The sequence below is a fragment of the Microbacterium sp. zg-Y1090 genome, from assembly GCF_030246945.1.
In the GTDB taxonomy this organism is placed as follows: domain Bacteria; phylum Actinomycetota; class Actinomycetes; order Actinomycetales; family Microbacteriaceae; genus Microbacterium; species Microbacterium wangruii.
The window spans coordinates 2,809,429-2,834,109 of the sequence record NZ_CP126742.1 but is presented as its reverse complement, the minus strand read 5'-3'; the positions used below and the strand labels follow the sequence as shown (position 1 = coordinate 2,834,109).

The 24,681-nt window shown below is 71.5% G+C and carries 19 protein-coding genes; 9 read left to right on the top strand and 10 right to left on the bottom strand.

Annotated features, from left to right (window positions below):
* The first annotated feature begins 54 nt into the window (after nucleotides 1-54).
* Nucleotides 55-201 (top strand): hypothetical protein, encoded by a 147-nt coding sequence (locus QNO26_RS13265; protein ID WP_257533676.1) that lies wholly within the window; start codon nucleotides 55-57, stop codon nucleotides 199-201.
* On the opposite strand, the gene coaBC is transcribed toward QNO26_RS13265, so the two are convergent.
* On the bottom strand, nucleotides 189-1,415 hold the full coding sequence (gene coaBC / locus QNO26_RS13260) for a bifunctional phosphopantothenoylcysteine decarboxylase/phosphopantothenate--cysteine ligase CoaBC (protein WP_257533675.1): 1,227 nt from the start codon (nucleotides 1,413-1,415) through the stop codon (nucleotides 189-191). The two genes, QNO26_RS13265 and coaBC, sit on opposite strands and share 13 nt — an antisense overlap.
* Nucleotides 1,416-1,468: 53 nt before the next feature.
* Between coaBC and QNO26_RS13255 the strand changes: the two genes are divergently transcribed.
* The gene (locus QNO26_RS13255; RefSeq protein ID WP_257533674.1) at nucleotides 1,469-2,194 is read left to right on the top strand and encodes an NRDE family protein; all 726 of its coding nucleotides are present in this window, start codon (nucleotides 1,469-1,471) and stop codon (nucleotides 2,192-2,194) included.
* Here the strand turns inward: QNO26_RS13255 and QNO26_RS13250 are convergent.
* From QNO26_RS13250 to QNO26_RS13230, 5 genes are read right to left on the bottom strand one after another with little or no spacing between them, the layout of a single operon-like run.
* The gene (locus QNO26_RS13250; RefSeq protein ID WP_257533673.1) at nucleotides 2,184-3,356 is read right to left on the bottom strand and encodes an ROK family protein; all 1,173 of its coding nucleotides are present in this window, start codon (nucleotides 3,354-3,356) and stop codon (nucleotides 2,184-2,186) included. The genes QNO26_RS13255 and QNO26_RS13250 overlap by 11 nt on opposite strands.
* Entirely contained in the window at nucleotides 3,328-4,278 is a 951-nt protein-coding gene (locus QNO26_RS13245) for a sugar kinase (RefSeq protein ID WP_257638665.1), read from the bottom strand. The genes QNO26_RS13250 and QNO26_RS13245 overlap by 29 nt, the downstream gene beginning before the upstream one ends.
* Nucleotides 4,275-5,513, bottom strand: a complete 1,239-nt coding sequence (gene manD, locus QNO26_RS13240; protein WP_257533671.1) for a D-mannonate dehydratase ManD — start codon at nucleotides 5,511-5,513, stop codon at nucleotides 4,275-4,277. The genes QNO26_RS13245 and manD (QNO26_RS13240) overlap by 4 nt, the downstream gene beginning before the upstream one ends.
* Nucleotides 5,510-6,862, bottom strand: coding sequence for a mannitol dehydrogenase family protein (locus tag QNO26_RS13235; protein ID WP_257533670.1), 1,353 nt, complete (start codon nucleotides 6,860-6,862; stop codon nucleotides 5,510-5,512). Before QNO26_RS13235 ends, manD (QNO26_RS13240) begins: the two co-directional genes overlap by 4 nt.
* On the bottom strand, nucleotides 6,859-7,842 hold the full coding sequence (locus QNO26_RS13230) for an acetylxylan esterase (protein ID WP_257533669.1): 984 nt from the start codon (nucleotides 7,840-7,842) through the stop codon (nucleotides 6,859-6,861). Before QNO26_RS13230 ends, QNO26_RS13235 begins: the two co-directional genes overlap by 4 nt.
* Nucleotides 7,843-8,017: 175 nt before the next feature.
* Here QNO26_RS13230 and QNO26_RS13225 point away from each other — a divergent pair, with 175 nt between their 5' ends.
* From QNO26_RS13225 to QNO26_RS13200, 6 genes are all read left to right on the top strand, one after another.
* Nucleotides 8,018-9,028 (top strand): ABC transporter permease, encoded by a 1,011-nt coding sequence (locus QNO26_RS13225; RefSeq protein ID WP_257533668.1) that lies wholly within the window; start codon nucleotides 8,018-8,020, stop codon nucleotides 9,026-9,028.
* A gap of 17 nt (nucleotides 9,029-9,045) precedes the next feature.
* The gene (locus QNO26_RS13220; protein ID WP_257533776.1) at nucleotides 9,046-9,969 is read left to right on the top strand and encodes a carbohydrate ABC transporter permease; all 924 of its coding nucleotides are present in this window, start codon (nucleotides 9,046-9,048) and stop codon (nucleotides 9,967-9,969) included.
* Between the two features lie 26 nt (nucleotides 9,970-9,995).
* Nucleotides 9,996-11,684 carry an ABC transporter substrate-binding protein gene (locus QNO26_RS13215; RefSeq protein WP_257638666.1) on the top strand — a complete coding sequence of 563 codons (1,689 nt, stop codon included), beginning with the start codon at nucleotides 9,996-9,998 and terminating at the stop codon, nucleotides 11,682-11,684.
* A 72-nt stretch (nucleotides 11,685-11,756) separates the two neighbouring features.
* Complete coding sequence (locus tag QNO26_RS13210; protein ID WP_257638667.1) at nucleotides 11,757-13,784, top strand: beta-galactosidase; 2,028 nt, start codon at nucleotides 11,757-11,759, stop codon at nucleotides 13,782-13,784.
* A 29-nt stretch (nucleotides 13,785-13,813) separates the two neighbouring features.
* Nucleotides 13,814-14,500 carry a DUF624 domain-containing protein gene (locus QNO26_RS13205; RefSeq protein WP_257533665.1) on the top strand — a complete coding sequence of 229 codons (687 nt, stop codon included), beginning with the start codon at nucleotides 13,814-13,816 and terminating at the stop codon, nucleotides 14,498-14,500.
* 175 nt (nucleotides 14,501-14,675) lie between these two features.
* Complete coding sequence (locus QNO26_RS13200; protein ID WP_257533664.1) at nucleotides 14,676-16,823, top strand: endo-1,4-beta-xylanase; 2,148 nt, start codon at nucleotides 14,676-14,678, stop codon at nucleotides 16,821-16,823.
* A gap of 61 nt (nucleotides 16,824-16,884) precedes the next feature.
* Here QNO26_RS13200 and QNO26_RS13195 read toward each other — a convergent pair whose 3' ends face one another.
* Genes QNO26_RS13195 through uxaC form a run of 3 tightly spaced genes read right to left on the bottom strand, consistent with a single transcriptional unit; the run spans nucleotide 16,885 to nucleotide 21,586 of the window.
* Nucleotides 16,885-18,852, bottom strand: coding sequence for an alpha-glucuronidase (locus QNO26_RS13195; RefSeq protein ID WP_257533663.1), 1,968 nt, complete (start codon nucleotides 18,850-18,852; stop codon nucleotides 16,885-16,887).
* Between the two features lie 20 nt (nucleotides 18,853-18,872).
* On the bottom strand, nucleotides 18,873-20,096 hold the full coding sequence (gene manD / locus QNO26_RS13190; RefSeq protein WP_374679394.1) for a D-mannonate dehydratase ManD: 1,224 nt from the start codon (nucleotides 20,094-20,096) through the stop codon (nucleotides 18,873-18,875).
* Between the two features lie 8 nt (nucleotides 20,097-20,104).
* Nucleotides 20,105-21,586, bottom strand: coding sequence for a glucuronate isomerase (gene uxaC, locus QNO26_RS13185; RefSeq protein ID WP_257533661.1), 1,482 nt, complete (start codon nucleotides 21,584-21,586; stop codon nucleotides 20,105-20,107).
* 118 nt (nucleotides 21,587-21,704) lie between these two features.
* On the opposite strand from uxaC, the gene QNO26_RS13180 reads away from it, so the two are divergent.
* On the top strand, nucleotides 21,705-22,700 hold the full coding sequence (locus tag QNO26_RS13180; protein WP_257533660.1) for a LacI family DNA-binding transcriptional regulator: 996 nt from the start codon (nucleotides 21,705-21,707) through the stop codon (nucleotides 22,698-22,700).
* 45 nt (nucleotides 22,701-22,745) lie between these two features.
* Here the strand turns inward: QNO26_RS13180 and QNO26_RS13175 are convergent, their stop codons facing one another.
* On the bottom strand, nucleotides 22,746-24,671 hold the full coding sequence (locus tag QNO26_RS13175) for a glycoside hydrolase family 30 protein (RefSeq protein WP_257638668.1): 1,926 nt from the start codon (nucleotides 24,669-24,671) through the stop codon (nucleotides 22,746-22,748).
* Nucleotides 24,672-24,681 lie beyond the last annotated feature (10 nt).

Sequence of the window (24,681 nt, the reverse complement as noted above, 5' to 3'; positions counted from 1 at the left end):
GGTCCCCTGCGGGGTGTGAGTGTGGGGGAGCAGGAGATGCGAGGAGGTGCCATTGTGCGTTACCCATCCGACGAGCCGAACCAGGCCGAGACGGACGCCGCTGAGGCGATCTTCGCCCGGCTCCCCGAGTTCGATGTGGTCGAGGGTGAACTCATGCCCCGCAGCGCACGCCCGGGCGGCGGTCGCGCTCAGCGGCGCTGAGCCCGCAACGCCACCACCGCATCCCAGAGGGCGTCCGCCGTGCGCCGCTTGCTCCCGGACGCCTCGGCGGCCACGTCGCCGGACGCGCCGATGATCGTCACCGCGTTCTCGTCGGATTCGAAGCCTCGGCGCCAGCCCACCTCGTTGAGCACCAGCAGATCGACCTGCTTGCGCTCGCGCTTGCGGCGCGCACGCTCCAGGCGCTCGGCGGGATCGCCGTGGGTCTCCGCAGCGAACGCGACGATCGTCTGACCCGGCCGGCGCGCCGCCGCCAGCTCGGCGACCACGTCGGGGTTCTCCACCAGGCGCACCGACAGTGTGCCGCCGCCCGCCTCCTTGGTGATCTTCCCCTCGGACACCTCCGCCGGGCGGTAGTCGGCGACCGCGGCGGCCATCACGACCACGTCGGCGCCGACGGCCGCCGCAGTCATCGCATCCCGCAGCTGCAGCGCCGTCTCCACCTGCTCGAGACGGATGCCGTCGTGCGCGCGGACTCCCGCCCTCACGTCGCCGTCGAGGTGCGCGGCGACGAGGGTGACCTCGGCGCCGCGCGCGGCGGCCGCGTATGCCAGCTGCACGCCCTGACGACCACTGGATCGGTTGCCGAGGTAGCGCACCGGGTCGAGCGGCTCCCGCGTGCCTCCCGCGCTGACGACCACGCGGAGTCCGTCGAGGTCGCCCGCGCCGCCGCCCTCGACGACACTGAGAGCGGCGGCGACGATCTCCTCCGGCTCGCTCATGCGGCCGGGCCCGGTGTCGCTGCCCGTGAGGCGGCCCGATGCCGGACCCACCACGTGCACGCCCCGCTCGCGCAGGAGGGCGATGTTGCTGACGGTGGCGGGGTGCTGCCACATCTCGGTGTGCATGGCCGGGGCGACGACGACCGGCGCCCGCGTGGCCAGCAGCGTCGTTCCGAGCAGGTCGTCTGCCAGGCCTACGGCCATCTTGGCGAGCGTATGAGCGGTCGCCGGTGCGATGATGACGAGGTCGGCGCGCTGGCCGAGGGCGACGTGACGCACCTGCGCGACGTCGTCGTGCACCGACGTCGTGACCGGATTGCGGCTGATGGCCTCCCACGTGGGAAGGCCGACGAACCGCAGCGCCGTCTCGGTCGGAATCACGTGCACGTCGTGACCGTTGAGGATGAGGAGGCGCACGAGATGCACCGTCTTGTAGGCGGCGATGCCGCCGGTCACGCCGACCACGATGAACACGGCTCGATTGTCGCACGTGGGCGCGTCGCGCCGGCCGGAGAGGGGAATGAGCGATGTGCACGGTGATCGTGCGGGTGCCAGAGGAAGCAGGCGCCCCGGTGCAGCTCATCGCGGTCCGCGACGAGGACCCCGGTCGGCCGTGGGATCCGCTGGGGCGGTGGTGGCCGCAGACTCATCCGGGCGTGGTCGGCGTGCGCGACCGGCGTGCGGGCGGGGCGTGGCTCGCTGCCGACCCGATGGCGCATCGCCTGGCGGTGGTGCTGAACCGCGCCGACCTCTCCGACCGCGGTGACGACGAGGTCACGACGCGTGGCCGGCTGGCCCTGGAGTCGGTCGCCGGGAACCCGCCCGCGCCGACCCCGACCGAACGCGGCTTCAACCTCGTCGAGGTGGATGCCGCCGGCGTGCGCGTCGTCTCGTGGGACGGGGTGCGCCGGCGGGAGCAGCGCCTGACGCCCGGCACCCACATGATCGCCCACGACGACGTCGACGACCCGAACACACCGCGCATCGCCGCGTGGCTGGACAGGTTCCGCGACGCCGCCGACGGCGCCGGGCCCGATGGCTTCGCGCCGTGGCTGGCCGTGCTCGACGCCTCCGCGGCGCTGGACCCGGAGGATGATCGCGCGATCATCCGCGACAACCGGCCGTTCGGCTACCCGACGCTGTCGCTGCTGCTGTGCACCGCGACGGTCGGCTCCGACGGGGTGGACGTGCGATACGGGGCGTTCGACCGCCCGGGGCACTGGCAGCGCGACGCGCTGGGCGTCAGCCGCTGAGGGAGGGGTCCCGCAGGAGCGGTTCGAAGGCGGCTTCCGCGGCGCCGACGAGCAGGCGGTCCTCGGCAAGCAGCGCGGGCCGGATCTGCAGGTCCTCTGCGCATGCCGGCATCGCCTGGGCGCGCACCAGCTGCAGCATGCCGTCGAGGTCGGATCCGGCGAGCGTCGCGAGGAATCCGCCCAGCACCACCACCGACGGGTTCAGCACGTTGACGGCGTTGGCCAGCGCCGTGGAGAGGATCCGGCGCTGTCGGGCGACCTCCTCGGTGACCGAGGGCGAGGTCGCGGTGCGCAGCGCGGCGGCGAGCGTCTGTTCGTCGGCGGCGGCGAGTCCGGTCACGGCGAGCAGCCGTGCACGGCTGACCTCGTCTTCGAGCACGCCCCGGCCGGCGCGGCGGTCGGTGACGGTGGCGATGCCGGGGCGGTTCTGCCCGAACTCGCCCGCGTAGCCGCCGGCGCCCGCCACCGGCATCCCCTGCACGATCAGTCCGCCGCCGATGCCGCTCGCGCCGCCGTTGAGGTAGACGAGGTCGTCGATGCCGCGTCCCGCACCGAAGAGGTGCTCGGCGACGGCGCCCAGGGACGCATCGTTGCCGACGGTCGTCGGCAATCCGGTGGCAGCGGCGACCAGCTCGGCCACCGGGGCATCGGTCCACCCCAGGTGGGGGGCGTTGCGCACGAGTCCGTCGCCGGCGCGCACGAGCCCGGGAACGGCGAGTCCCACGGCCGACAGGCGGGCGCCCGCGAGCTCGCCGGAGCGCCACGTCGCGACGCGATCCGCCAGCAGGCGTGCGATCTCGTCGGGGCCGGCGAGGTGGTCGAGCTCGATGCGCTCACGCAGGCGCACGGTGCGGTCCAGGCCGATCGCGGCGATCTCGAGCGCGTCGACCTCGGGGTTGGCGGCGACGGCGACGGTGTCGGCGGATGCCGCGACGACCGGCGACGGGCGTCCCACCCGGCCGACGGCGGCCGGTGCCTGCTCGACGGCGAGCCCTCGACGGCACAGCTCCGAGACGAGGTCGGCGATCGTCGAGCGGTTGAGTCCCGTCATCTCCGTGAGCGCCGCGCGCGAGTGCGGGCCGTCGTGGTGCACGAGGCGCAGCAGCCGTGACAGGTTGCGCTGGCGCACGCCGTCACCGGGCGTGTGGAGAAGGTCGCTCACCGCACCACTGTACTGACGCGCCGGTGGCGGCCCGCTCGGCTGCGGGGGCGACGTCGCCCGCGCTGGCGAGCACCCGCGCCGCTTGGCGGTGTCCTTCCGACAGCCGGCCCGCCGCGTCGGTGCCGGCGATCAGGGCGGCCAGCCACCCGGCGGCGAACGCGTCGCCGGCGCCGACCGCGTCGACGATCGTGGCCGGTCCCGCCGTCACCCGCACGGTACCGTCGGGGCCGTACTCGGAGGCGTCGGCGCCGGCGTCCTTCACGACGAGATGGCGCGGTCCCGACAGGTGCCGGGGGATGTCATCTGCGGCCACCCCCCACGTGGTCTGGGCTTCGTCCGCGCCGACGAACACGACGTCGCTCGCCCGGGCGAGGTGCCGCAGGGTGCCGGGGGTGGCAGGGCCTGCCAGCGCGGGGCGGTGGTTCACGTCGAAGCTCAAAAGTGCCTCGCCGAAGACGCGGTCTACGCACACGGCATGCAGGAACTGCGCGCCGGCCTCGGAGATCTGCGCCGTGATGCCCGACACGTGCACGATGCGCGGCGTCGCGGCCTGCGCCCAGCGGCGGGCCAGCGCGGCATCCATCGTGGAGCCGGCGGAGCCGCGTCGGTAGTAGAGCGGCCTGACCGTGCCGTCGGGACCGGTGGCCTTGACGTAGAGCCCGGTGGGCAGCGGCCGGCGCTCGTGCAGCGAGATGTCCACATCGCGCGCGGCGAGGAAGCCCGCGACGACGTCGCCCAGCGGGTCGTCGCCGAGCAGCCCCGCCCAGGCGGCATCCACGCCGGCGCCGCGCAGCGCGACGGCTGTGTTCGACTCCGCCCCGCCCACCCCCAGCGTCAGCGCGGAGCCGGGCTGCAGCGGCTCGCCCGGCGAAGGGGCGAGCAGCGCCATCGTCTCGCCGAGGCACAGCACGTCGGGGCTCACCAGTCGTGCACCGTCCCGTCGGCGAGGCGGTTGTACGGCAGGTAGGCCTGCGCGTACGGGTACCTTCCGGCCTCGTCGACGTCGAGGTCGACACCCAGCCCCGGCTGGTCGCCGGGGTGCAGGAAGCCCTCGGCCCAGGTGAACGACTGCTGGAACACGGCATCGGTCTTGGCGCCGTGGCGCATGTACTCCTGGATGCCGAAGTTGTGGATCGACAGCCCCAGGTGCATCGCCGCGGCCATGCCGACGGGCGAGATGTCGGTGGGGCCGTGCATTCCCGACTTGATCTGGTACTGCGCGGCGTAGTCGAGCACCTTCTTCAGGTGCGAGATGCCCCCGGTGTGGGTGACGGCGCTGCGGACGTAGTCGATCAGCTGCTCGCGGATGATCTGCTGGTAGTCCCAGACCGTGTTGAAGATCTCGCCGATGGCCAGCGGTGTCGTGGTGTGCTGGCGCACCAGCCGCAGGGCCTCCTGGTTCTCCGCAGGGGTCACGTCCTCGAGCCAGAACAGGTCGTACGGCTCGACGGACTTGCCCAGCCGCGCGGCCTGGATGGGGGTGAGCCGGTGGTGGGAGTCGTGCAGCAGCGGGATCTCGGGCCCGAACTCGGCGCGCACCGCCTCGAAGACCGTGGGCACGTGGCGCAGGTAGGAGCGGCTGTCCCAGTCCTCCTCCGCCGGCTTCGCCCCCCGCTGGGCGGGCTCGTGGTCGTAGCGCACGCCGGTGTTGGCTTCGAAGGTGGCGTTGGACGCGATGCCGTAGATGGATTTCAGTCCCGGCACGCCCGTCTGGATGCGGATCGCGCGGTAGCCCTGAGCCTGGTGCTCGCGCACGCTGTCGAAGAGCTCCGGCAGATCGCGGCCCGATGCGTGCCCGTACGCCAGCAGCCCGGTGCGCGATGCCCCGCCCAGGAGTTGGTACACGGGCATGCCGGCGGCCTTGCCCTTGATGTCCCACAGCGCCATGTCGACGGCGGCGATCGCGGCCATCGTCACCGGACCGCGGCGCCAGTAGGCGCTGCGGTAGAGGAACTGCCAGGTGTCCTCGATGCGGTGGGCATCGCGCCCGAGCAGCAGCGGCACGACGTGGTCGCGCAGGTACGACACCACGGCGAGCTCCCGGCCGTTGAGGGTCGCGTCGCCCAGCCCCGTCAGCCCGTCGTCGGTCGTGAGCTTGAGGGTCACGAAGTTGCGGTCGGGGCTCGTGACGATGACCTCTGCGCGGTCGATCTTCATGTCGTTGTCTCCTTCGCGTCGAACGGTGCGGCCAGCGCCGCGGTGAGGGGGGCCGCCTCGGCCGGGGAGAGCCCCGACGTCAGCGCGGCGTGCAGCTGCGCGGCATCGGCGCCGGGCTCCAGTGCCCCGGAGCGGATGCCGCCGGCCCAGTCGGCCACGACCCCCAGCGCGCCGCGCGCCTCGCGCCCGGCGGCCCGCTCGGCCGCGATGACCGGCAGCACCCGCAGCCGCAGCTTCGTGGCCGTGTCGACGGCGATCTGCGCCAGGCGGTGCGCGATGCGCCCGTTCTCGAAGCGCTCGACGAGGGCCGGGCGGTACGCCGCCGGGTCGGCGGCGGGATCCACGACGCGCTCGGCGTCGTCCCAGAACCGCTCCAGGGCGTTCCGGCACACCGGGTCGGCCATCGCCGCCGCAACGGTGTCATGACCGCGCTGCAGCCCCCGGAACGCCAGAGCCAGGTGCCCGCCGTTGAGCAGCAGCAGCTTGCGCTGCTCGTACGGCTCGATCGCCGCGACGAACCGCGCGCCCGCCCGCTCCCACTCGGGGCGGCCGGCGGGGAAGTCGCCCGAGAGCACCCAGTCGGTGAAGGGCTCGGCCACCACGGCGGCGGTGTCCCGCCAGCCGGTGGCATCGGTCACCAGCTGCAGGTCGGCGTCGGTCGTGTGCGGCGTGATGCGGTCGACGCTCGTCGCGACGAACGACGCCGGCCACGCGGACGCGTCCCAGCCGCACGCCGCTGCGACGTCGGCGACGGCGCGGCGCAGGGTGCCGCCGTTGTCGGGGATGTTGTCGCACGACACCACCGCCACCGGACCCGCCGCCGCGCCGTGCCGACGGTGCAGCGCATCGGTCAGGCGGCCCACGGGCGTCTGGAGCGCCTGGACGTCGCCGCGCCGCAGGGTGGCGACGTCGGATGCCACCGCGGCGTCGGCGAGGTCCACCCGCCCGTGCGGGCCGAGGTGGTAGCCCGCCTCGGTGACGGTCAGGGTGATGATGGCCGTCCGAGGCGAGGTCGCCAGGGCGAGGAACCGGTCGTGGGCGGTCGCGGGATGGGCTTCGCACACGCTGTCGACCACGGTGAACCGGTCGCGGCGCGGGCCGCGCTCGACGAGGGTGAACAGGCCGTCCTGCGCCGTGAGGTGCTCGGCCACCCCGGGGGACCGGCCTGTGAACGCCGCGATCCCCCACGTGCGGGCGTCATCGACGCGGGCGGTGTACCAGGCCTGGTGGGCGCGGTGGAAGGCCCCCACGCCCATGTGCACGATGCGCGGCGAGGGGGAGGGGCGGCCGCCGCCGCGGCCGACGAGTGCCTCGCGCGTCAGCAGGGGCGTGGCGCTGGCGACCGTCACGCCGTCACCGTGGCGCCCAGGCGCTCGGCGAGCCACTGTGCCTGCCGCAGCCAGTGCGTGCCTTCGCCGCCCTCGTGCCCGTTCCAGGGATATGCGACGGTCTGCGCCCCCGCCGCCCAGTGGTTGGCCGCGGCGAACACGCCCGACGGCGGGGCGACGGTGTCGAGCAGGCCGGCGCCGAAGAGCGCGGGCGCGGTCGCGCGGGCGGCGAAGTTCACGCCGTCGAAGTAGGACAGGGTCGCGAACGTGCGCTCGGCCGCCGCGCGGTGCACCGACAGGTAGCGCGTGATCTCCGCATGCGGGTCGGCGTCGGTCAGCCTGATGACCCGCGGCAGGTCGCACAGGATGGGGGCCGTGGGCAGGGCGGCCACGAGGCCCTCGCTCAGCGCCGCCGCGGCGATCGCGATGGCTCCGCCCTGGCTGTTGCCGGTGACCGAGACGCGGTCGGGGTCGACTTCGGCCAGCGTGCGCACGGCATCCACCGCCCGCACCGCGTCGACGAAGACCCGGCGGTAGTAGTAGTCGTGCGGGTCGTCGATGCCGCGCGTCAGGAACCCGGCGCCCGACGGTCCCGCACCGTGCGGGTCGGGGGTGTCGCCGCCGGTGCCCCAGGTGGATCCCTGACCGCGGGTGTCGACGATGAGCTGCACGTGACCGGCCGCCGGCCAGTACAGCCGCTCGTGCGGGAGGCCCCGGCCTCGCCCGTAGCCGATGAACTCCACCATCGCCGGCAGCGGCGTCTCGGCGGTGCGGGGCACCACCAGCCACGCCCGCACCGGGTCGCCGTCGAACCCGGGGAAGGTCACGTCGTGCACGTCGACGAGGGTCAGCGGCGAGGGGGCGCGACGCCGCGTGACGGCGCCGCCGGCAGCGCGCGCGAGCGCGATCGACTCCCGCCAGAACGCATCGAAGTCGGCCGGCTCGCGGCGCTCGGGGAGGTAGGCCCGCAGCTGCTGCTCGGGGAGATCGAAACGCGCCATCGCGGTTTCCTTCCGTCGTCCGGGCCTCCCGTGCGAGGGAGGAGGTCACGTCCAGGACGATACAATGAAAACGTTGACATCGCCTCCGCCAGAGGTTACCGTCAACGTGTGCCGGGGGCTAGTCCAGCCTTTCGAAACCGTTTTTCACCCGGATGACCGTACGCGAAGGAGCGCATTGTCCGTCAACAACAGCGTCGTCGTCGCCGGCGCGATCGAGCTGAACTCCGAAGAGGAGGAACAGCGCGAACGCGGAGGCGGGGAGCCGACACGCACCCCCACGCATCGCGTCACGTGGCGCAAGGCGCTCAAGCGCGACTGGCGGCTGTACTCCCTGCTGCTTCTGCCGCTGCTCTTCCTGCTCATCTTCCGCTACCTCCCGATGGCGGGCAACGTCATCGCGTTCCGGCGTTTCCGCCCCGGTGGCAGCATGTTCGGCGACGAGTGGGTCGGCCTGCGCTACTTCGAGCTGTTCATCAGCGACCCGACGTTCTGGCGGGCCTTCTGGAACACGCTCATGCTCGGCGGACTGTCGCTCGTGATCGTCTTCCCTCTGCCGATCGTGCTGGCACTGATGTTCAACGAGCTGCGCTCGCGTCGGTTCAAGCGCATCGCCCAGTCGATCTCGTACCTGCCGCACTTCATGTCGATCGTCATCGTGGCGGGCATGGTGCTGCAGCTGACGGCGCTGCGCGGCTCGATCAACCAGGGCATCGAGGCGCTCGGCGGCGGCGCGATCCCGTTCATGCAGCTGCCGCAGTGGTTCCCCACCATCTACGTCACATCGGAGATCTGGCAGACGGTGGGCTGGGGCACCATCCTCTACCTCGCGGCGCTGACCACGATCGACCCGCAGCTGTACGAGGCGGCGCGCATCGACGGCGCCAGCCGGTGGCGACAGATCTGGCACGTGACCCTGCCCGGCATCCGGCCCACGATGATCGTGCTCCTGATCCTCAACATCGGCACGTTCATGGCCGTCGGGTTCGAGAAGATCCTGCTGCTGTACAACCCGCTGCTGTATCCGACCGCTGATGTGATCGCGACCTATCTGTACCGGGTCGGCATCATCTCGAGCAATTTCTCCTACGCCACCGCGATCGGCCTGTTCGAGGCCGTCATCGGACTGACGTTGATTCTGACCGCCAACGCGATCTCGCGCCGAGCAGTGGGGACGAGCCTGTGGTGACCTCGAGTGTCCGCACCATGCCCCGCCGGATGTCCGACCGGCTGTTCCGCCCCGCGGTGCAGGGCGGCATCAAGGACTCCCGCAGCTACACCGTGTTCCGCATGGTCAACGCGGGCCTGATCGTGGTGATCTGCTTCGTCACGCTCTACCCGTTCCTCAACGTCATCGCGCAGGCGTTCAGCTCGGAGGCGTACATCAACTCCGGCCAGGTGAACCTCATCCCGCGCGGATTCAACGTGACCACGTTCGGGTACGTCATGGGCGACCCGATGTTCTGGCGCAACTACGGCAACACCGTGCTGTACACCGTGGTGGCCACCGTCATCGCGATGATCCTCACCACGACGTTCGCGTACGCGCTGTCGAAGCGGAACCTCAAGGGCCGGTCGTTCTTCATCGGCGTGGCCGTGTTCACGATGTTCTTCAACGGCGGGCTGATCCCGAACTACATCCTCATCAACACCCTCGGGTTCAAGAACACGCTGTGGGCGATCGTCATCCCCAATGCCATCAGCGTCTTCAACCTGCTCGTGATGAAGGCGTTCTTCGAGAACTTCCCCGAGGACCTCGAGGAGGCCGCCGCCATCGATGGCCTGAACACGTACGGCATCCTCTGGAAGATCGTGCTGCCGCTGAGCAAGGCGGTGATCGCGACCATGGTGCTGTTCTACGCGGTCTCGTTCTGGAACCAGTGGTTCACCGCCTTCCTCTATATGGACAGGGCGGAGCTGTATCCGGTCACGGTGTACCTGCGCAACATGCTCGCCGCGGCCACCGGCACCGAGGCGCTCGGCACGGGAGGCACCGGCGAGGCCTCCCAGGTCGCATCGAACGTCAAGGCCGTGACCATGCTGCTGACCGTGCTGCCGATCGTCTGCCTCTATCCGTTCATCCAGAAGTACTTCGTCTCGGGCGTGATGCTCGGCTCCGTGAAGCAGTGACGCTTCGACCTCAGAAAGGGAAGACCATGACACAGCAGATCCGAGAGGCCACGCGGCGCCCCGTGCGACGCGGCGCCCTCTACGCGGGAGTGGTGATCGCCGCGAGCGCGCTCGTCCTGAGCGGATGCGACGCCGGTGGCGGCGGCGGGTCCGGCGACAGCGAGGGCGACTTCGACTTCACCGGTAAGGACGTCGGCGCCATGTCGGACTACGGCGTGGGCGACACCTTCTCGGCCACCGAGCCGGTCGAGTTCGGGCTCTTCTACCGCGACCACCCGAACTACCCGCTCAAGGAGGACTGGCTGATCCTCCAGGAGCTGGAGGAGAAGCAGAGCGTCACGTTCGACATGGTCAGCGCGCCGCTGTCGGAGTGGGACCAGCGCAAGTCGCTCGTGATTGGCGCGGGCGACGCCCCCGAGATCATCTCGGTGACCTACCCGGGTCAGGAGGTCGCGTTCGTCTCGGGCGGTGCGATCCTGCCCGCCAGCGACTTCGTGCAGTACATGCCCCACTACATGGACAAGGTCGAGAAGTGGGACCTCGAGCCCGACCTCGACCAGATGCGCCAGGAGGACGGCAAGTACTACGTCTTCCCCGGGTTCCGTGAGGAGCCGCGCGCCGAGTATTCGTTCGCCGTGCGCTCGGACGTCTGGGAGGAGCTGGGCCTCAGCCTGGAGCCCGCGACCTTCGATGAGCTGCGCGACCAGCTGCGCACCGTCAAGGAGGCGTACCCGGACGTGTACCCCATGACCGACCGGTGGTCGGCCAACGGTCCGCTCGAGGCGACGCTGTCGTTCGTCTCGCCCAACTTCGGCACGTCCGCCGGCTGGGGCTTCGGCGAGGGTCTCACCTGGAACGGCGACGAGTTCGTCTACACCGGGGCGAGCGACGAGTACCGCGATCTCATCGAGTTCTACGCATCGCTGGTCGAAGAGGGTCTGCTGGACCCCGAGGCGGTCACGCAGGACGACGACCAGGCGGTGCAGAAGTTCGCCTCGGGCAACGCCATGTCGATCGCCACGAACGACCAGGAGATCGTGCGGTACCGCACAACGGTCGACGAGCTCGGCAGCGATGTGGAGATGACGCAGATCCGGGTGCCGGCCGGCCCCGCCGGTGACAACTTCCAGGCCGGGCAGCGCACGGTCGGCGGCTTCATGCTGTCGGCCAAGGCGGCCGAGAGCGAGAACTTCCTCGCCATGCTGCAGTTCCTCGACTGGCTGTACTACTCCGACGAGGGCCTCGAGTTCGCCAAGTGGGGCGTCGAGGGCGAGACCTACACGAAGGATGCCGACGGCACGCGGGTGCTCGCCGAGAACATCACCGCCATGGGTCTGAACCCCGAGGCGCCCGAGAACCTGCAGGCCGACTACGGCTTCTCCAACGGCGTCTGGACGCTCGTGCACGGCTCGACGGTGGAACTGGACCGTTCGATGCTGCGCCCCGAGGTCATCGACTTCGTCGAGGCGATGTCGACCAAGGAGGTGCTGGAGCTGCCCCCGCCCGCCCCGCTGAGCGAGGTCGAGCGCGAGCAGGTCTCGCTGTACCAGTCGGCGCTGAAGGACCACGTGTGGCAGAACACCGCCGCGTTCATCCTCGGGCAGCGCTCGCTGGACGAGTGGGACTCCTACGTCGCCGAGCTCGAGGGCATGAACATGCCGCAGTACCTCGAACTCGTCAACGGCGCCCAGCAGCGGTACGCCGACGCCAACTGATCCACCCGCAGACGGCCCCGCGCCCTCGACGGCGCGGGGCCGTCTGCGACCCGGCGCCTGAAGGAGCCCGGCATGACCCTGCCCGCTGTCGCCGGCATCCCCTACGGGGGCGACTACACCCCCGAGCAGTGGGCCGAGCAGGTGTGGGATGCCGACTATCGGGCGTTCGACCTCGCGGGGATCGACCTGCTGACGGTCGGCGTCTTCACCTGGGCGCTCACGCAGCCCGATGAGGACACCTACGACTTCTCGACCCTCACGCGCATCCTCGACCGCGCGCACGCCGAAGGCCGCCGGGTGTGCCTGGCCACCGGGACCGCCGCGGTGCCGCCGTGGCTCGCGCACCGGCATCCCGATGTCTGCCGCACCGATTTCGAGGGCAGGCGCCATGTGTACGGGGTGCGGCACAACGCGTGCCCCTCCTCGCCCGCCTATCGCCGGCTCGCGGCGGCCGTCGCCGGCCGCATCGCCGAGCGCTTCGCCGACCACCCGGCGGTCGTCGCCTGGCACATCAACAACGAGTACGGCGGCGTCTGCTACTGCGACCTGTGCGCGGTGGAGTTCCGGCAGTGGCTGCGCGATCGCCACGGGTCGCTGGAGCGCCTCAACGACGCCTGGAACACGACGTTCTGGTCGCACCGCTTCAGCGACTGGGATCAGGTCGTGCCGCCCAATGCGCTGTCGGAGCACTGGCGCGGGCCCGACCACACCGCGTTCCAGGGTGTCACCCTGGACTACCTGCGGTTCAACACCGACAACCTGCTGCGCACGTTCCGCGAGGAGAAGGACGCCATCCGCGCCCACTCGCCGCTGCCGGTCACGACCAACATGATGGCCATCTACCGCCAGCTGGATTACCACCGCTGGGCTCCGCACCTCGATTTCGCCTCGTGGGACAACTACCCCACCGACGGCTCGCCGGTCTCGCGCATGGCGCTCAGCCACGCGCTCATGCGGGGGCTCAAGGACGGTCAGCCCTTCTGGCTCATGGAGCAGACGCCCACGATGACGGCGACGCGCGACCACAACCCCGTCAAGCGCCCCGGCGTCATGCGCCTGTGGTCGTGGCAGGCCGTCGCGCACGGCGCCGATTCGGTGCTGTTCTTCCAGATGCGCCACAGCCGCGGGGCATCGGAGAAGTATCACGGCGCCGTGCTGAACCACGCCGGGCGCACCGACACCCGCGCCTTCCGCGAGGTCGCCGGGCTCGGCGCCGAGCTGCGCCGGGTGGGGGACCGGCTGCAGAACGCCCGCACCCCGGCGCGTGTGGCGGTGCTGTTCGACTGGGACTCGTGGTGGGCGCTGGAGATGTCCGACGGCTACAGCCGCGCGGTGAAGTACGAGAAGCAGCTGGTGTCGTACCACGAGGCGCTGTGGCAGGCCGGGGCGATCGTGGACGTCGTCGGCGTGGGTGCGGACCTGTCCCGCTACGACGTGGTGGTCGCACCCTTCCTGCACCTGCTGAAGGGCGACATCGCCGCACGCGTCGACGACGTCGCCCGTCGAGGCGGCACCGTGCTGACCACGGTGATGTCGGGCCGTGTCGACGAGGACGACAACGCCTTCCTGGCCGACGTGCCCGGGCCCTTCGCCGCCACGTTCGGCGTGCGCGTGGACGAGACGGACTCCCTGCCCCCCGATGCGGCGAACCCCGTGGTGCTCTCCCTGCCCGGTCAGGAGCAGGCCACGGCGCAGGCACGGCTGGTGTTCGACCTCGTCATGCCGCAGGGCGCAGAGGTGGTGGGCCGGTACACGGAGGACTTCTACGCCGGCACGCCCGCGGTCACGCGCAACGCCCATGGCCGGGGAAGCGCCTGGTACGTCGGCGCCGTCCTCGACCAGGCCGGCGTCGACTGGGTCGTGCGCCGGGTGCTGGCCGAGCAGCAGGCGCTCGGCCCGTTCGCTGACGTCGCCGACCTCGAGCACACGACCCGCACCGTCGACGGGGCGAGGTACGAGTTCGTGCTGAACCACCGCGCCGGACCGGTGCGCGTGTCGTCGCCCTTCGCCGGCACCGACCTGCTGACCGGCCGACACATCGCCGTGGGCGACGACCTCGACCTGGCGGCGACCGACGTCGCCGTCATCGCGGTGTCGTGATGGCCGGCCGGCCGGGCAGGATGGAGGCGATGAGCACCCCTGCCGCTTCCCCCGACCCGCGCCGCAGCGCCCTGGCGGCCGCGACCGGCGCGCTCTACTGGCTGCTCGTCGTCGAGGGCTGCTTCCTGCTGGCCGCGCTGCCGGGCTTCGCCGGCATCCTGCTGCTGGAGCGCGCGGCCAGCAACATCCCGCTCTACGCCCTGTGCCTGCTGCCGGTGGCGCCGGCGTTCTCGGCGGCCATGGCGACGCTCGAGAGCCGCACACGCGCCGAGGACCTGTCGGTGTGGCCGCGGTACTGGCGCGCGTACGCCCGCAACGTCGTGGACGTGCTGTGGGTGTGGGTGCCCGCGCTGGCTGCCGCCACGGTGCTGGCCACGACGATCGCGTTCGGCGCAGCGGCCGACGTCGACGGCTTCTTCGTCGGTGCCGCGGTGGTCTTCCTCGTGCTCGTCGCGGTGTGGGCCTTCCACGCCCTGGTGATCGCGTCGCTGTTCCGCTTCCGCGCACGCGACGTCGCGCGGCTCGGGCTGTTCTACATCGCGGCGAAGCCCCTGGCGACGCTCGGGGTGCTGTCGTGCCTGGTGCTGGCGACGGCGGTGGTCGCGTTCGCCTCGGACGTCGTGCTGGCCGCGCTCGCATCCGCGTTCGCCGCCTTCGCGCTGGCGACCGAGCGCCGTGTCATCGCCGACGTGCGCGAGCGCTTCGTCGCTCCCTGACCCAGCGCGACGCGGACAGCAGCCGGAAGAGCGAGCGTACGCGCGCCCCCCGCAGCCGTCAACCTGTCGGTAAACGTTGTCGAAAACGTTTGACGACTCGGCGGGCGCTGGTTACGTTCGGACGACCTCGCGGGGTGACGCCTCGCACATCGGGACTCAAGGAAGAGGTCGCACGATGCAACATTCACCATTCCGTGCTCGCGCAGGCGACGGCGGCAGGCGACGCTCAGCGGGAGGCGTCGCTGCGGCGGCCGCGCTCGCGCTGGCGCTGACCGGGCTCGTCACGCCGGCGCAGGCAGCCGAGACGTACGACGTGGAGATCCGCGCCACCGGCGGCGGGGAGACCACGGGCGCCGGCACCTATGCCCCGGGCGAGACGGTGCAGCTCGGCGCCACGCCCGCCGACGGCAACGTCTGGGGTGGCTGGACGTCGGAGCAGCTCGACTGGCTCCGCGCGCGTCTGGACACGTTCACCATGCCGGCATCCGACGTCGTCATCGACACGTCGTTCCGGCCGCAGGCGCGTCCGTTGAAGGAGGTGTACGACGGTCTGTTCCAGATGGGCAACATCTGGTCCGGCCCCCAGACCTACGAGGCCGGGTCGCCGGCATCCGCGCGGATGGAGCGCGACTTCGAGGTGATCACGGCCGAGAACGCCATGAAGCCGGAGTCGCTGCTGCCCAACGCCAACATCGACGACACCACCGGCGCCTTCACGTTCAACTTCGGTCAGGCCGATCAGTTCGTCGATGAGACCATCGCCCGCGGATCCACCGTGCACGGCCACGTGCTGGTGTGGCACGGTCAGTCGCCGCCCAAGCTGAACTCCGGCACCACGGGAGGCACCCGCGAACTGGCGCGCGAGAACATGCGCCGCTACATCGAGGAGGTGCTCACGCACTTCAGTGGTCGGGTTCCCACGTGGGATGTCGTCAACGAGGCGTTCGTCGACGGGCTGGACTCCTTCGACCCGGCCACCCAGAGCTGGCAGGACTTCCTGCGCGGCGGCCCGAACGGCGGTCAGTCGAACTGGTACAAGGTCTACGCCGAGGGTGCCGACGCCGACGCGGGGGAGACCCCCGGCGACTTCATCTACGACGCGTTCGTGTTCGCGCGCCAGTACGGCCCCGAGGTCAACCTGCAGTACAACGACTTCAACATGTTCCAGTCGGCCGGCAAGGGTCGCGCCGCGATCGCCATGGCGAAGGACCTCAACGCCCGGTATGCCGCCGAGCACCCCGAGGACCCCCGCCTGCTGATCGAGACGATCGGCATGCAGTCGCACAACTACATCAGCCAGACGCCGGCCTTCGCCTGCGCAGACCGCACCCAGCTGGGCGGACTCGTCGACGAGGATGCCGAGGCCTGGCAGGCGGGCGCCTGCTCGAACGCGGCATCGGTGGAGGCCACGATCCAGCAGATCATCGACGCCGGGCTGCGGGTCGCGATCAGCGAACTCGACCTGTTCGTGTGGGAGGCCTGGAACGCGGAGCCCGAGACGTCGAACGCGGCGAACTACCGGGATCTGAACGACCCCGAGGTGCGCGAGCGCATCTCGCGGGGTGAGTTCACCTACTGGGTCGACAAGATCTCGCACCGTGCCGAGCTCGAGGAGATCCAGGCCCAGCGGTTCGCGGAGTACTTCTCCGTGTACACGAAGTACGCCGACGCGATCGACCGGGTCACCTTCTGGGGCCTGAACGACCAGCGCAGCTGGCGTGCGACGCACAACCCGTTGCTGCTCAACGGAGACTGGTCGGAGAAGCTGGCGATGTGGGCGGTGTCCGACCCGCAGGGCTGGTACGACCGCGATGCGGCCGACGGCGACGGGATCGTGGTCGAGGCCACCGTGCCCGAGGCCACCGAGCCCGGCACCCTCACGCTGACGGTCGCCGACCACGGCGACGCGGTCACGCTCGAGGAGGCGCGCAACGCCGGCGACCGGCTGCGGTTCACCGGACAGCTGCCGACGGTCACCGTCACCGACTCCCGCAACGACGAGCAGGCGCGCGACGGCGGGTGGTCGACCTCCGGCCAGTCGACCTCGCTCGTCTCCGGTGAGCGCACGCTGACCGCCGATCACCTCGGCTGGACGCCCAAGGTGCTCACCCCCCGCCCCGGCGTCACCGCCGGTGCATGGGTGGCGACCGCGCTGAGCGACGGGCCGGGCCTGGCCACCGCGCAGCGTCTGGCCTCCGCGAGCAGCGACGGCCGGTACGGGTCGACGCAGCTCAGCGCCGGCCTGGTGCTCGACGTGCCCGTCGGCACGGCTCCGGGCACCTACCGCGGCACCCTCACGGTGTCGCTGTTCCCGGTGGACTGACACCGGGGGACGCAGAAGGGGGTGGATGCCGGCCCGAAGGCATCCACCCCCTTTCGCGTGCTCAGTGGACCGTGCGTCCGGCTTCGTCGGGGATGCCGGACTTGCGCAGGAAGTACGTGTTGATCTGATCGCGCCACTCCACAGCGGAACGCAGCTGCTCGGCCATGCGCTCGCTCACCCGCGCGTGCAGATCGTCGTCGACGGCGCCGGCGAGCCCGCGCCACCGCTCCACCACCCGCTCGACCCGCTCGACGCCATCGAAGTGGGTGTCGTAGATGTGCTGGATCACCGTGCGGCCGCTGCGCAGCCGGTGCGTGTACGGCACGTGGTGGAAGAAGAGCACCAGCTCGTCGGGCACCGTCTCGAGAGACTCATACCTGCTCGCCCACGGCTCGGGGTATTGGCCGGCGAAGCCGGTGCCGGTCGCCACGGTGCGGTCCACGCCGATCCCGTCGCGGTCGGCGAAGTGGTATGTGCCCCAGGGCGAGTACTCGTAGCCGTCGACGGACGGGCCGTAGTGGCCCTGCGGGTTGACCATGAAGCAGACCCCCAGTGGAGCGGTGTGCGCCTCGTAGGTGAGCCACGACTCGTCGAGCACGTCGTGGATGCCGCGGCGCACCGCCGCGTCGTCGCCGAAGGTCAGGGCGATCCACTCGTCGAGGATGCCCTCGGCCGTCAGCGTCGAGTCCCATGCCAGGCGGCCATAGGCGTAGAGATTCGCCTGGGCGAGCGGATGACCGGTCCAGTACGCGTCGTCACCGACGTTGGCGACGGCGGCCATGCCGCCCCGGGCCAGCTGCGCGATGCGCGGCCCGTCGTCGCCGAAGGGGGCGAAGTCGAGGATCTCCCGCCATTGCGGGGCCAGGTACACCGCATGGCGCTGATGGCCGGTGTACTCCTGCGTGATCTGCAGCTCGAGGGTCACCCGGGTCTGCCGCATCGCCGGAATGACGGGGGACACCGGCTCGCGCGTCTGGAAATCCAGCGGTCCGTACTTCACCTGCAGCAGCACGTTGTCGTCGAACCTGCCGTCCAGCGGGGCGAAATGGTCGTGCGCGGCGCGGGCGCGGTCGGTCTTGCGGTCGCGCCAGTCCTGCCGGTGGTCGTACACGAAGGCGCGCCAGTGCACGAGTCCGCCGTGCGGGGCCAGAGCGCGGGCGAGCATGTTGGCCCCGTCGGCGTGGTCACGGCCGTACGCGAACGGACCGGGCTGGCCCTCCGAGTCGGCCTTGACGACGAATCCGCCGAAATCCGGGATCGCGCCGTACACCTCGGCCGCAGCCGCCGCCCACCACTGCTGCACGGCGGGATCGAGCGGGTCGGCACAGGGCATGCCGGAGAGCGTCATGGGCGCCGCGAAGCTGACCGACAGGTGCACGCGGATGCCCCACGGTCGCAGCGCCGCCGCGATGCGAGCCACGTCGGGCAGGCCGTCGGTGAGCAGCCGCGCCTCGCGGGCGTGCACGTTGACGTTGTTGATCGCGACGCGGTTGATGCCGATCGATGCGAGCAGCCGGCCGTACCGCTCCACGCGGGAGAGGTCCTCGCGCACCCGGCCGTCGGCGAAGAAGATCGACCCGCCGGCGTAGCCGCGCTCGACCTGGCCCATCACCGGATGCACCGCGACGTTGTCCCAGTGGTCGAGCATCCGCAGCTCCCGCTCGGGCTCGTGCCGTGCCACCACGGCGGGATCGCCGGGGGCGACCGCGTCGCGCAGCAGCTGGAACCAGCCGTAGAGCGCCCCAGCCCCGCCGCCGCAGGCCACCACGATGCGCTCGGGGTCGAGGCGCGAGATCGCGAAGCCCTCGTGCCCGAGGTCGGCGATGTCGTCGTCGAAGCCGTACCGGCCCGCGGCAGCCGATGCGGGGACGAAGGCGATCTCCGCCTCATCGGTGTCGACGGGGCGCAGCCCGTGAGCGGTGGCATCCGCCCGCACCGAATCGAGCAGTCGGTGCTCGCCCGCCAGGTGCAGGGTGCGTCCGCGCAGCGGCGTCTGCTGCGTCAGCCACATCGGGTGGACTCTCGTCATCGCCGTCTCCTTCATCCAGGTCACCAATCGTGCACGGTTCCGTCGACCAGCCGTGCTGCCGGAAGGTACGCCGGCGCGTAGGGGAAATGCTCAGCGGCATCGTCGTCGTACCCCACGCCCAGCCCCGGTGCGTCGCCGGGGTGCAGCGAGCCGTGCGCGAACCGGTAGGAGGTGCGGAACACCTCGCCGGCCAGCGGCTGGTGCTGCATGTACTCCTGGATGCCGAAGTTGTGGATCGCGAGGTCCAGGTGAAGCGCCGCGGCCATCCCCACGGGGGAGATGTCGGTCGGCCCGTGACTGCCGGACCTGATCTGGTACTGGGCGGCGAAGTCGAAGACGCGGCGCAGGCCCGTGATGCCGCCGGTGTGCGTGACCGACGCTCGCACGTAGTCGATCAGCTGCTCCTGGATGAGCACCCGCAGGTCCTCGAGGGAGTTCATCACCTCGCCGATCGCCAGAGGGGTGACGGTGCTGCGGCGCACGAGGCGCAGTGCCTCGGGGTTCTCGGCCGGAGTGCAGTCCTCCAGCCAGAACAGGTCGTAGGGCTCGAGGTCCCGGCCCAGGCGCGCAGCCTGGATCGGGGTCAGCCGGTGGTGCGCATCGTGCAGCAGCATGAGCTCGTCGCCGAACTGCTCCCTCGCCCAGGCGAACACGCCGGGGAGGAACCGCAGGTAACGGGCGGAATCCCAGCCCTCCTCGACGCTGATTCCGGCCCGCTTGGCCGGCTCGTATGCGTAGCGCCCGGGGGCGGCTGCGCCGCCGACGCCGTACATCGCCCCCATGCCGGGCACGGCCACCTGCAGCCGCACGGCCCGGTAGCCCTCCGCCAGGCGGCCGCGTACGGAGTCGCCCAGCTGCTCGAGATCGCCCCCGGAGGCGTGCGCGTACACGAGCACGCCGTCGCGCGACGCGCCGCCGAGCAGCTGGTACAGCGGCACCCCCGCCCGGCGGGCGGCGATGTCCCACAGGGCCATGTCGACCGCCGCGATCGCCGACATCGTCACCGGGCCGCGGCGCCAGTACGCGGAGCGGTACAGCAGCTGCCAGGTGTCCTCGATGCGCGAGGCGTCGATGCCGACCAGCAGCGGCGCGACGTGGTCGCGCAGGTACGACGCCACGGCGAGCTCCCGGCCGTTGAGCGTGGCGTCGCCGAGGCCGATCAGCCCGTCATCGGTCGTGATGCGCAGGGTGACGAAGTTGCGCGAGGGGCTGGCCACGAGCACCTCGACGAGTCGGATCGTCACGGCGGCGGTCATGCCGAGACCGCCGCGGGGCGGGGGTAGCTCTCCTGCGGCAGCCGGTAGGCCAGGTCGACCGCGGTCTCGAGTGCCTCGTCGAACTCGAGCCGGTGCTCGGCCACCAGGCGCGCGAGGAAGCCGGCATCCGCCCGTCGGGACAGGTCGTGCCGTGCCGGGATCGAGCAGAACGCCCGGGTGTCGTCGACGAATCCGCTCGTGTTGCGCAGTCCCGCGGTGTCGGTGGTCGCCTCGCGGAACCGCCGGATGGCGTCGGGGGTGTCCAGGAACCACCAGGGCGCCCCGAGACGCAGGGCGGGGTACACCCCGGCGAGCGGCGCCAGCTCGCGGGAGTAGACCGTCTCGTCGACCGTGAACACGATCATGCGGAAGCCGGGATGGTGCCCGAAGGCCTCGAGCAACGGCCGCAGCGCGCGCGTGAACTCTGTCGCGACCGGGATGTCGTAGCCGATGTCGGAGCCGTAGCGCGCCGCGACGCCGCGGTCGTGGTCGCGCACGACACCGGGATGCAGCTGCATCACGAGACCGTCGTCGGCGGCCATCTCGGCGGTCTGGAAGAGCATGTGCGCCGTGAAGGCGGCCGCAGCGGCGGGGTCGGAGTGCCCCCGGCGGGCGACGTCGAAGAGGATGCGCGCCTCGGCGGCGGGCAGAGGGGTGGTGTCGGCGCGCAGATGCCCGTGATCCGAGGCGCGGGCGCCGGCGCGGATGAAGGCGCGCCGGCGCTCGCGCAGCGCCAGCAGGAAGCCGTCGTAGTCATGCGCGTCGATGCCGCTGACCGCGCTCAGCTCGTCGAGCAGGGCGGGCCAGCCGGGGCGGGCGATCTCGAACAGCGGGTCCGGGCGGAAGGTCGGGATGACCCGCTCGCCCCACCCCTGCTCGCCGAGCCGGCGGTGCGCGTCGAGCGTCGAGACGGCGGAGTCGGTGGTGGCGAGCAGCTCGATGCCGAACCGCTCGAAGAGGGCGCGCGGGCGGAAGGCGGGCTCGGCGAGACGGTCGGCGAGGTGGTCGAACAGCGCGTCGGCGGTCTCCGGCGACGGCGACGCCGGGGCGTGGAACACCTCGGCGAGCACGTGCTCGAGCCAGAACCGCGTCGGGGTGCCCCTCAGCGCGCTCCACCCCGCGCAGAACCGGCGCCAGATGACGCGCGGGTCGCGCTCGCCGTCGTCGCCGACGCCGAGGTCGGCGACACTGCGCACGCCCGCATCGCGCACCGGTCCCGGGGAGGTCGCTTGGGACACCAGCATGCGCACGAGGTAGTGGTCGGGCGTCACCAGCAGCCGCGCGGGGTCGGGGAAAGCCTCGTCGTCGGCGAGCAGGGCGGCGTCGACGTGGCCGTGCATCGAGACGATCGGCAGCGCGCTCGTCTCGCCCAGGATGCGCCGCGCCACGGCGCGCACCTCCGGCTCGGCCGGCAGCGCGCGGTCGGCGTGCAGGGTCCAGGGGCGTTGGTCGACACCGATCGTGCTCGTCACCGTCATTGGTGCACTCCCTCGCTATGTAAACGTTATTATCGTAGCTGTTATGCGAAAGTGTCCATAGCGCCCGGCGGGGACCGGGCGCTTCGGCTGGATCGACACGAGGTGGCTCAGAGAATTGGTGACCGTACACGACGTCGCCGCCCGATCCGGCGTCTCGATCGCGACGGTGTCGCGCACCCTGCGCGAGCCGCACCGGGTCTCGGCCGACACCCGCGAGCGCGTGCTCGCCGCAGTCAGCGATCTCGGCTACCGGCCCAACCGCGCCGCCGCCAGTCTGCGCCGCGGCCGCACCGGGGTCATCGCCCTGGTGGTGCCCGACATCGAGAACCCCTACTTCTCCTCCCTCACCAAGGGGGCACAGGCCATCGCCCGGTCGCGCGGCTACGGCCTCGTCGTGGTGGACACCACCGAGCAGGCCGACGTCGAGGCGGAGGAGATCGCGGCGCTGCGGCCGCAGATCGACGGCATCATCCTCGCGTCGTCGCGGCTTCCCGATGCCCGCCTGGCCGAGGCCGTCGACGGCATCCGCTGCGTGCTCATCAACCGCGACCTCACCGCCGCCGGTCTGCCTGTGCCCACCGTCACCATCGACGAGCGGGCGGGTGGCGCGGCGGCCATCGGCCACCTGAGCGGCCTGGGGCACCGCCGCATCGCGTACGTCGGCGGTCCCGTGAGCTCGTGGTCGCAGCAGCGACGCGTGCAGGGCGTGCGGCAGGCGGCGCAGGATGCCGGAGTGACACTGCTGGAGGTGGGCAGCTTCGCCGCCGACGCCGACGGAGGGCGCGCGGCCGCCGAGGCGGCGCTCGCCGAGGCGCCGACTGCCGTGATCGCGTACAACGACCTGGTGGCGCTGGGTCTGCTCGCCCAGTGGTCGGAGCGTCGCCTGCGGGTGCCCGAGGACGTCAGCCTCGTCGGCTTCGACAACACCTTCGTCGCCGAGCTGTCGTCGCCGCGGCTGACCAGCGTCGGCGCGGATCTGCGGGCGTTCGGAGAAGAAGCCGTCGGTCTGCTGCTCGAGCACGTGGACGGCCCCCGCGACGAAGCCGGCGCGCACCGCGAGCTGTCGCCGCGGCTCGTCGTGCGCGACTCCACCGCGGCCGTCGCCGCGCAGTGACGGGAGGGCGAGGGAGCGGCCCGGCCGCACCCTCGCCCGGGCCGATCAGTCGACGGGGAACAGCGACAGCGTCATGGTCGCCCGGTAGGTGCCCGAAGGCGTCTCCACCGGCAGGTCCAGGCGCAGGCCCGCCGTCAGCGCCGTCGACCCCGCCCGCCCGTCGGAGTCGGCGCCGGCCAGCCTCGCGGGGGAGGAGAGCCCGGGGCCGCCCTGCGGGGCGGTCGCCACGGTGCCGCCCGCGGCCACGCCCGGTCTGGGGGTGACCACGCGCGGCGTCCAGCCCAGGTGCGACGACGCCACGGTGGCTTCGTCGGCGGTGAAGTCCCCTACCTGGCCGGTGACCTGCCAGCCGCCGCCGTCCGCCTGCGCGTCGGTGCGGGAATCGGTGACGGTGACCGTGGGGAGCGCGCCGTCGAACCGCAGGCTGGTGCCGGCGTTGCGGACTTCGCTCAGCTCGACGCGGTCGCCGTACTCGTCCACCGTCAGTGCCAGCGTGCCCGGCTCCTGCCCCTCGGGCACGGTCGCCTCGATCGGGATGCCGTCGCCGGAAGGCGCCTCGGGATCGACGACCAGCGTGACCAGGGACCGCGCCGGCAGGGCCAGCGCGGTGGTGCCGTCGGCGGTCGTGGCGATGCCCTCCATCTCCTCCAGCCGGTGCTCCTGGCTGTTGACGAACGCGCGCGGCTGCGTCGCCAGGTCGATGTCGGTGCTCACCGGAGACGAGGTGGTGTTGAGCAGCTGCACGACGCGCGTGCCGTCGGCGTTGTCGAAGGCGGCGACCTTCAGGCCGTCGACGGCGTGGACCGCGTCGAAGCGGGTCGCGCCCGGGCGGATGAAGCGGCTGAAGGCCGCCATCCCGTACAGCCGTGCGCCGACGGTGAAGGTGTCGTTCTCGACGTCCACGATCATGAGCGACCCCGACCCGCCCTGGCTCACCCCCAGCCACCAGAGATAGCCGGTGGCGTTGGCGCGGGTGAGTGTGTCCATCATGTGGTCGACCATGCGGATGCCGTCCGACCCCGCGCCGGTCGGCCCGTCCCAGTCGGCGTTGAATTCGGTCAGGCCGGCCACCGAGGCGGCCCACTCCGACATCCACAGCGACTTGTCGGTCTCGAACGCGGTGTCGGACCGGCTCGCGTACGAGTGCGCCGTGAGGACGTCGACCCACCGGGAGGCCTCCGCGTCCTCCAGCAGGGCGCTGTGGTAGTTCTTCCCCTGGTTCCAGCCGAACGACTCGCAGCACAGCACGTCGTAGCCGGCCGCATCGGCGACAGGGCCGAGCACCTTGGTGAAGTCGGCCGCCTGGGCCGGTGTCAGCCGCATCGCCTCGTACGACGTCGTGTAGTCCGGCTCGTTGGTGAAGGCGAGGCCGTCGATCTCCACCCCCTCCTGCTTGTAGAAGTCCGCCCAGGCCACGAGGTAGTCGGCGTAGGCGGCCCGCCAGTCCCCGCTCGCGCAGTCGGTGCCGGGGACTCCGCAGAGGACCCCGCCATCGGTGGGGATGCCGTTGGTCTTCATGTAGCCGGGGGCGCTCCAGGCGTTGCCGTAGATGTACTCGACCCCGGCCGCCTCGGCCTCCTGCGCGAACCAGACCTGGCCGTTGTCGTAGCCGTCCCACCGGTAGTCGGGTGCCGCGTCCGGGCCACCTGGATCCTCCGGCTGGATGGAGACCATCACGTCGTACGTGTCGTGGGTCTGCGCGCCGATGCCCAGTCGCAGGATGGACGGATCCACGCCGCTGTCTCCGAGCAGCAGTTCGACGGCCTCGGCCTTCTTCTCGTCGGACAGCAGGTTCAGGCGATGCGTCCGCTGGAACGCCGCCGAGTATCCGAATCCGTCGATCGTCTGCTGCGTGTTCTGTGGCTGCAGGTCGATGGCGGTGGGGCCGGGATCGGCCGCGGCAGCGCTCGGGACGACGAGCGCCGCGCCGACGAGGAGGAGGGTGCTCACCAGGGACAGAGTCTTCTTCACTTCGCAGTCT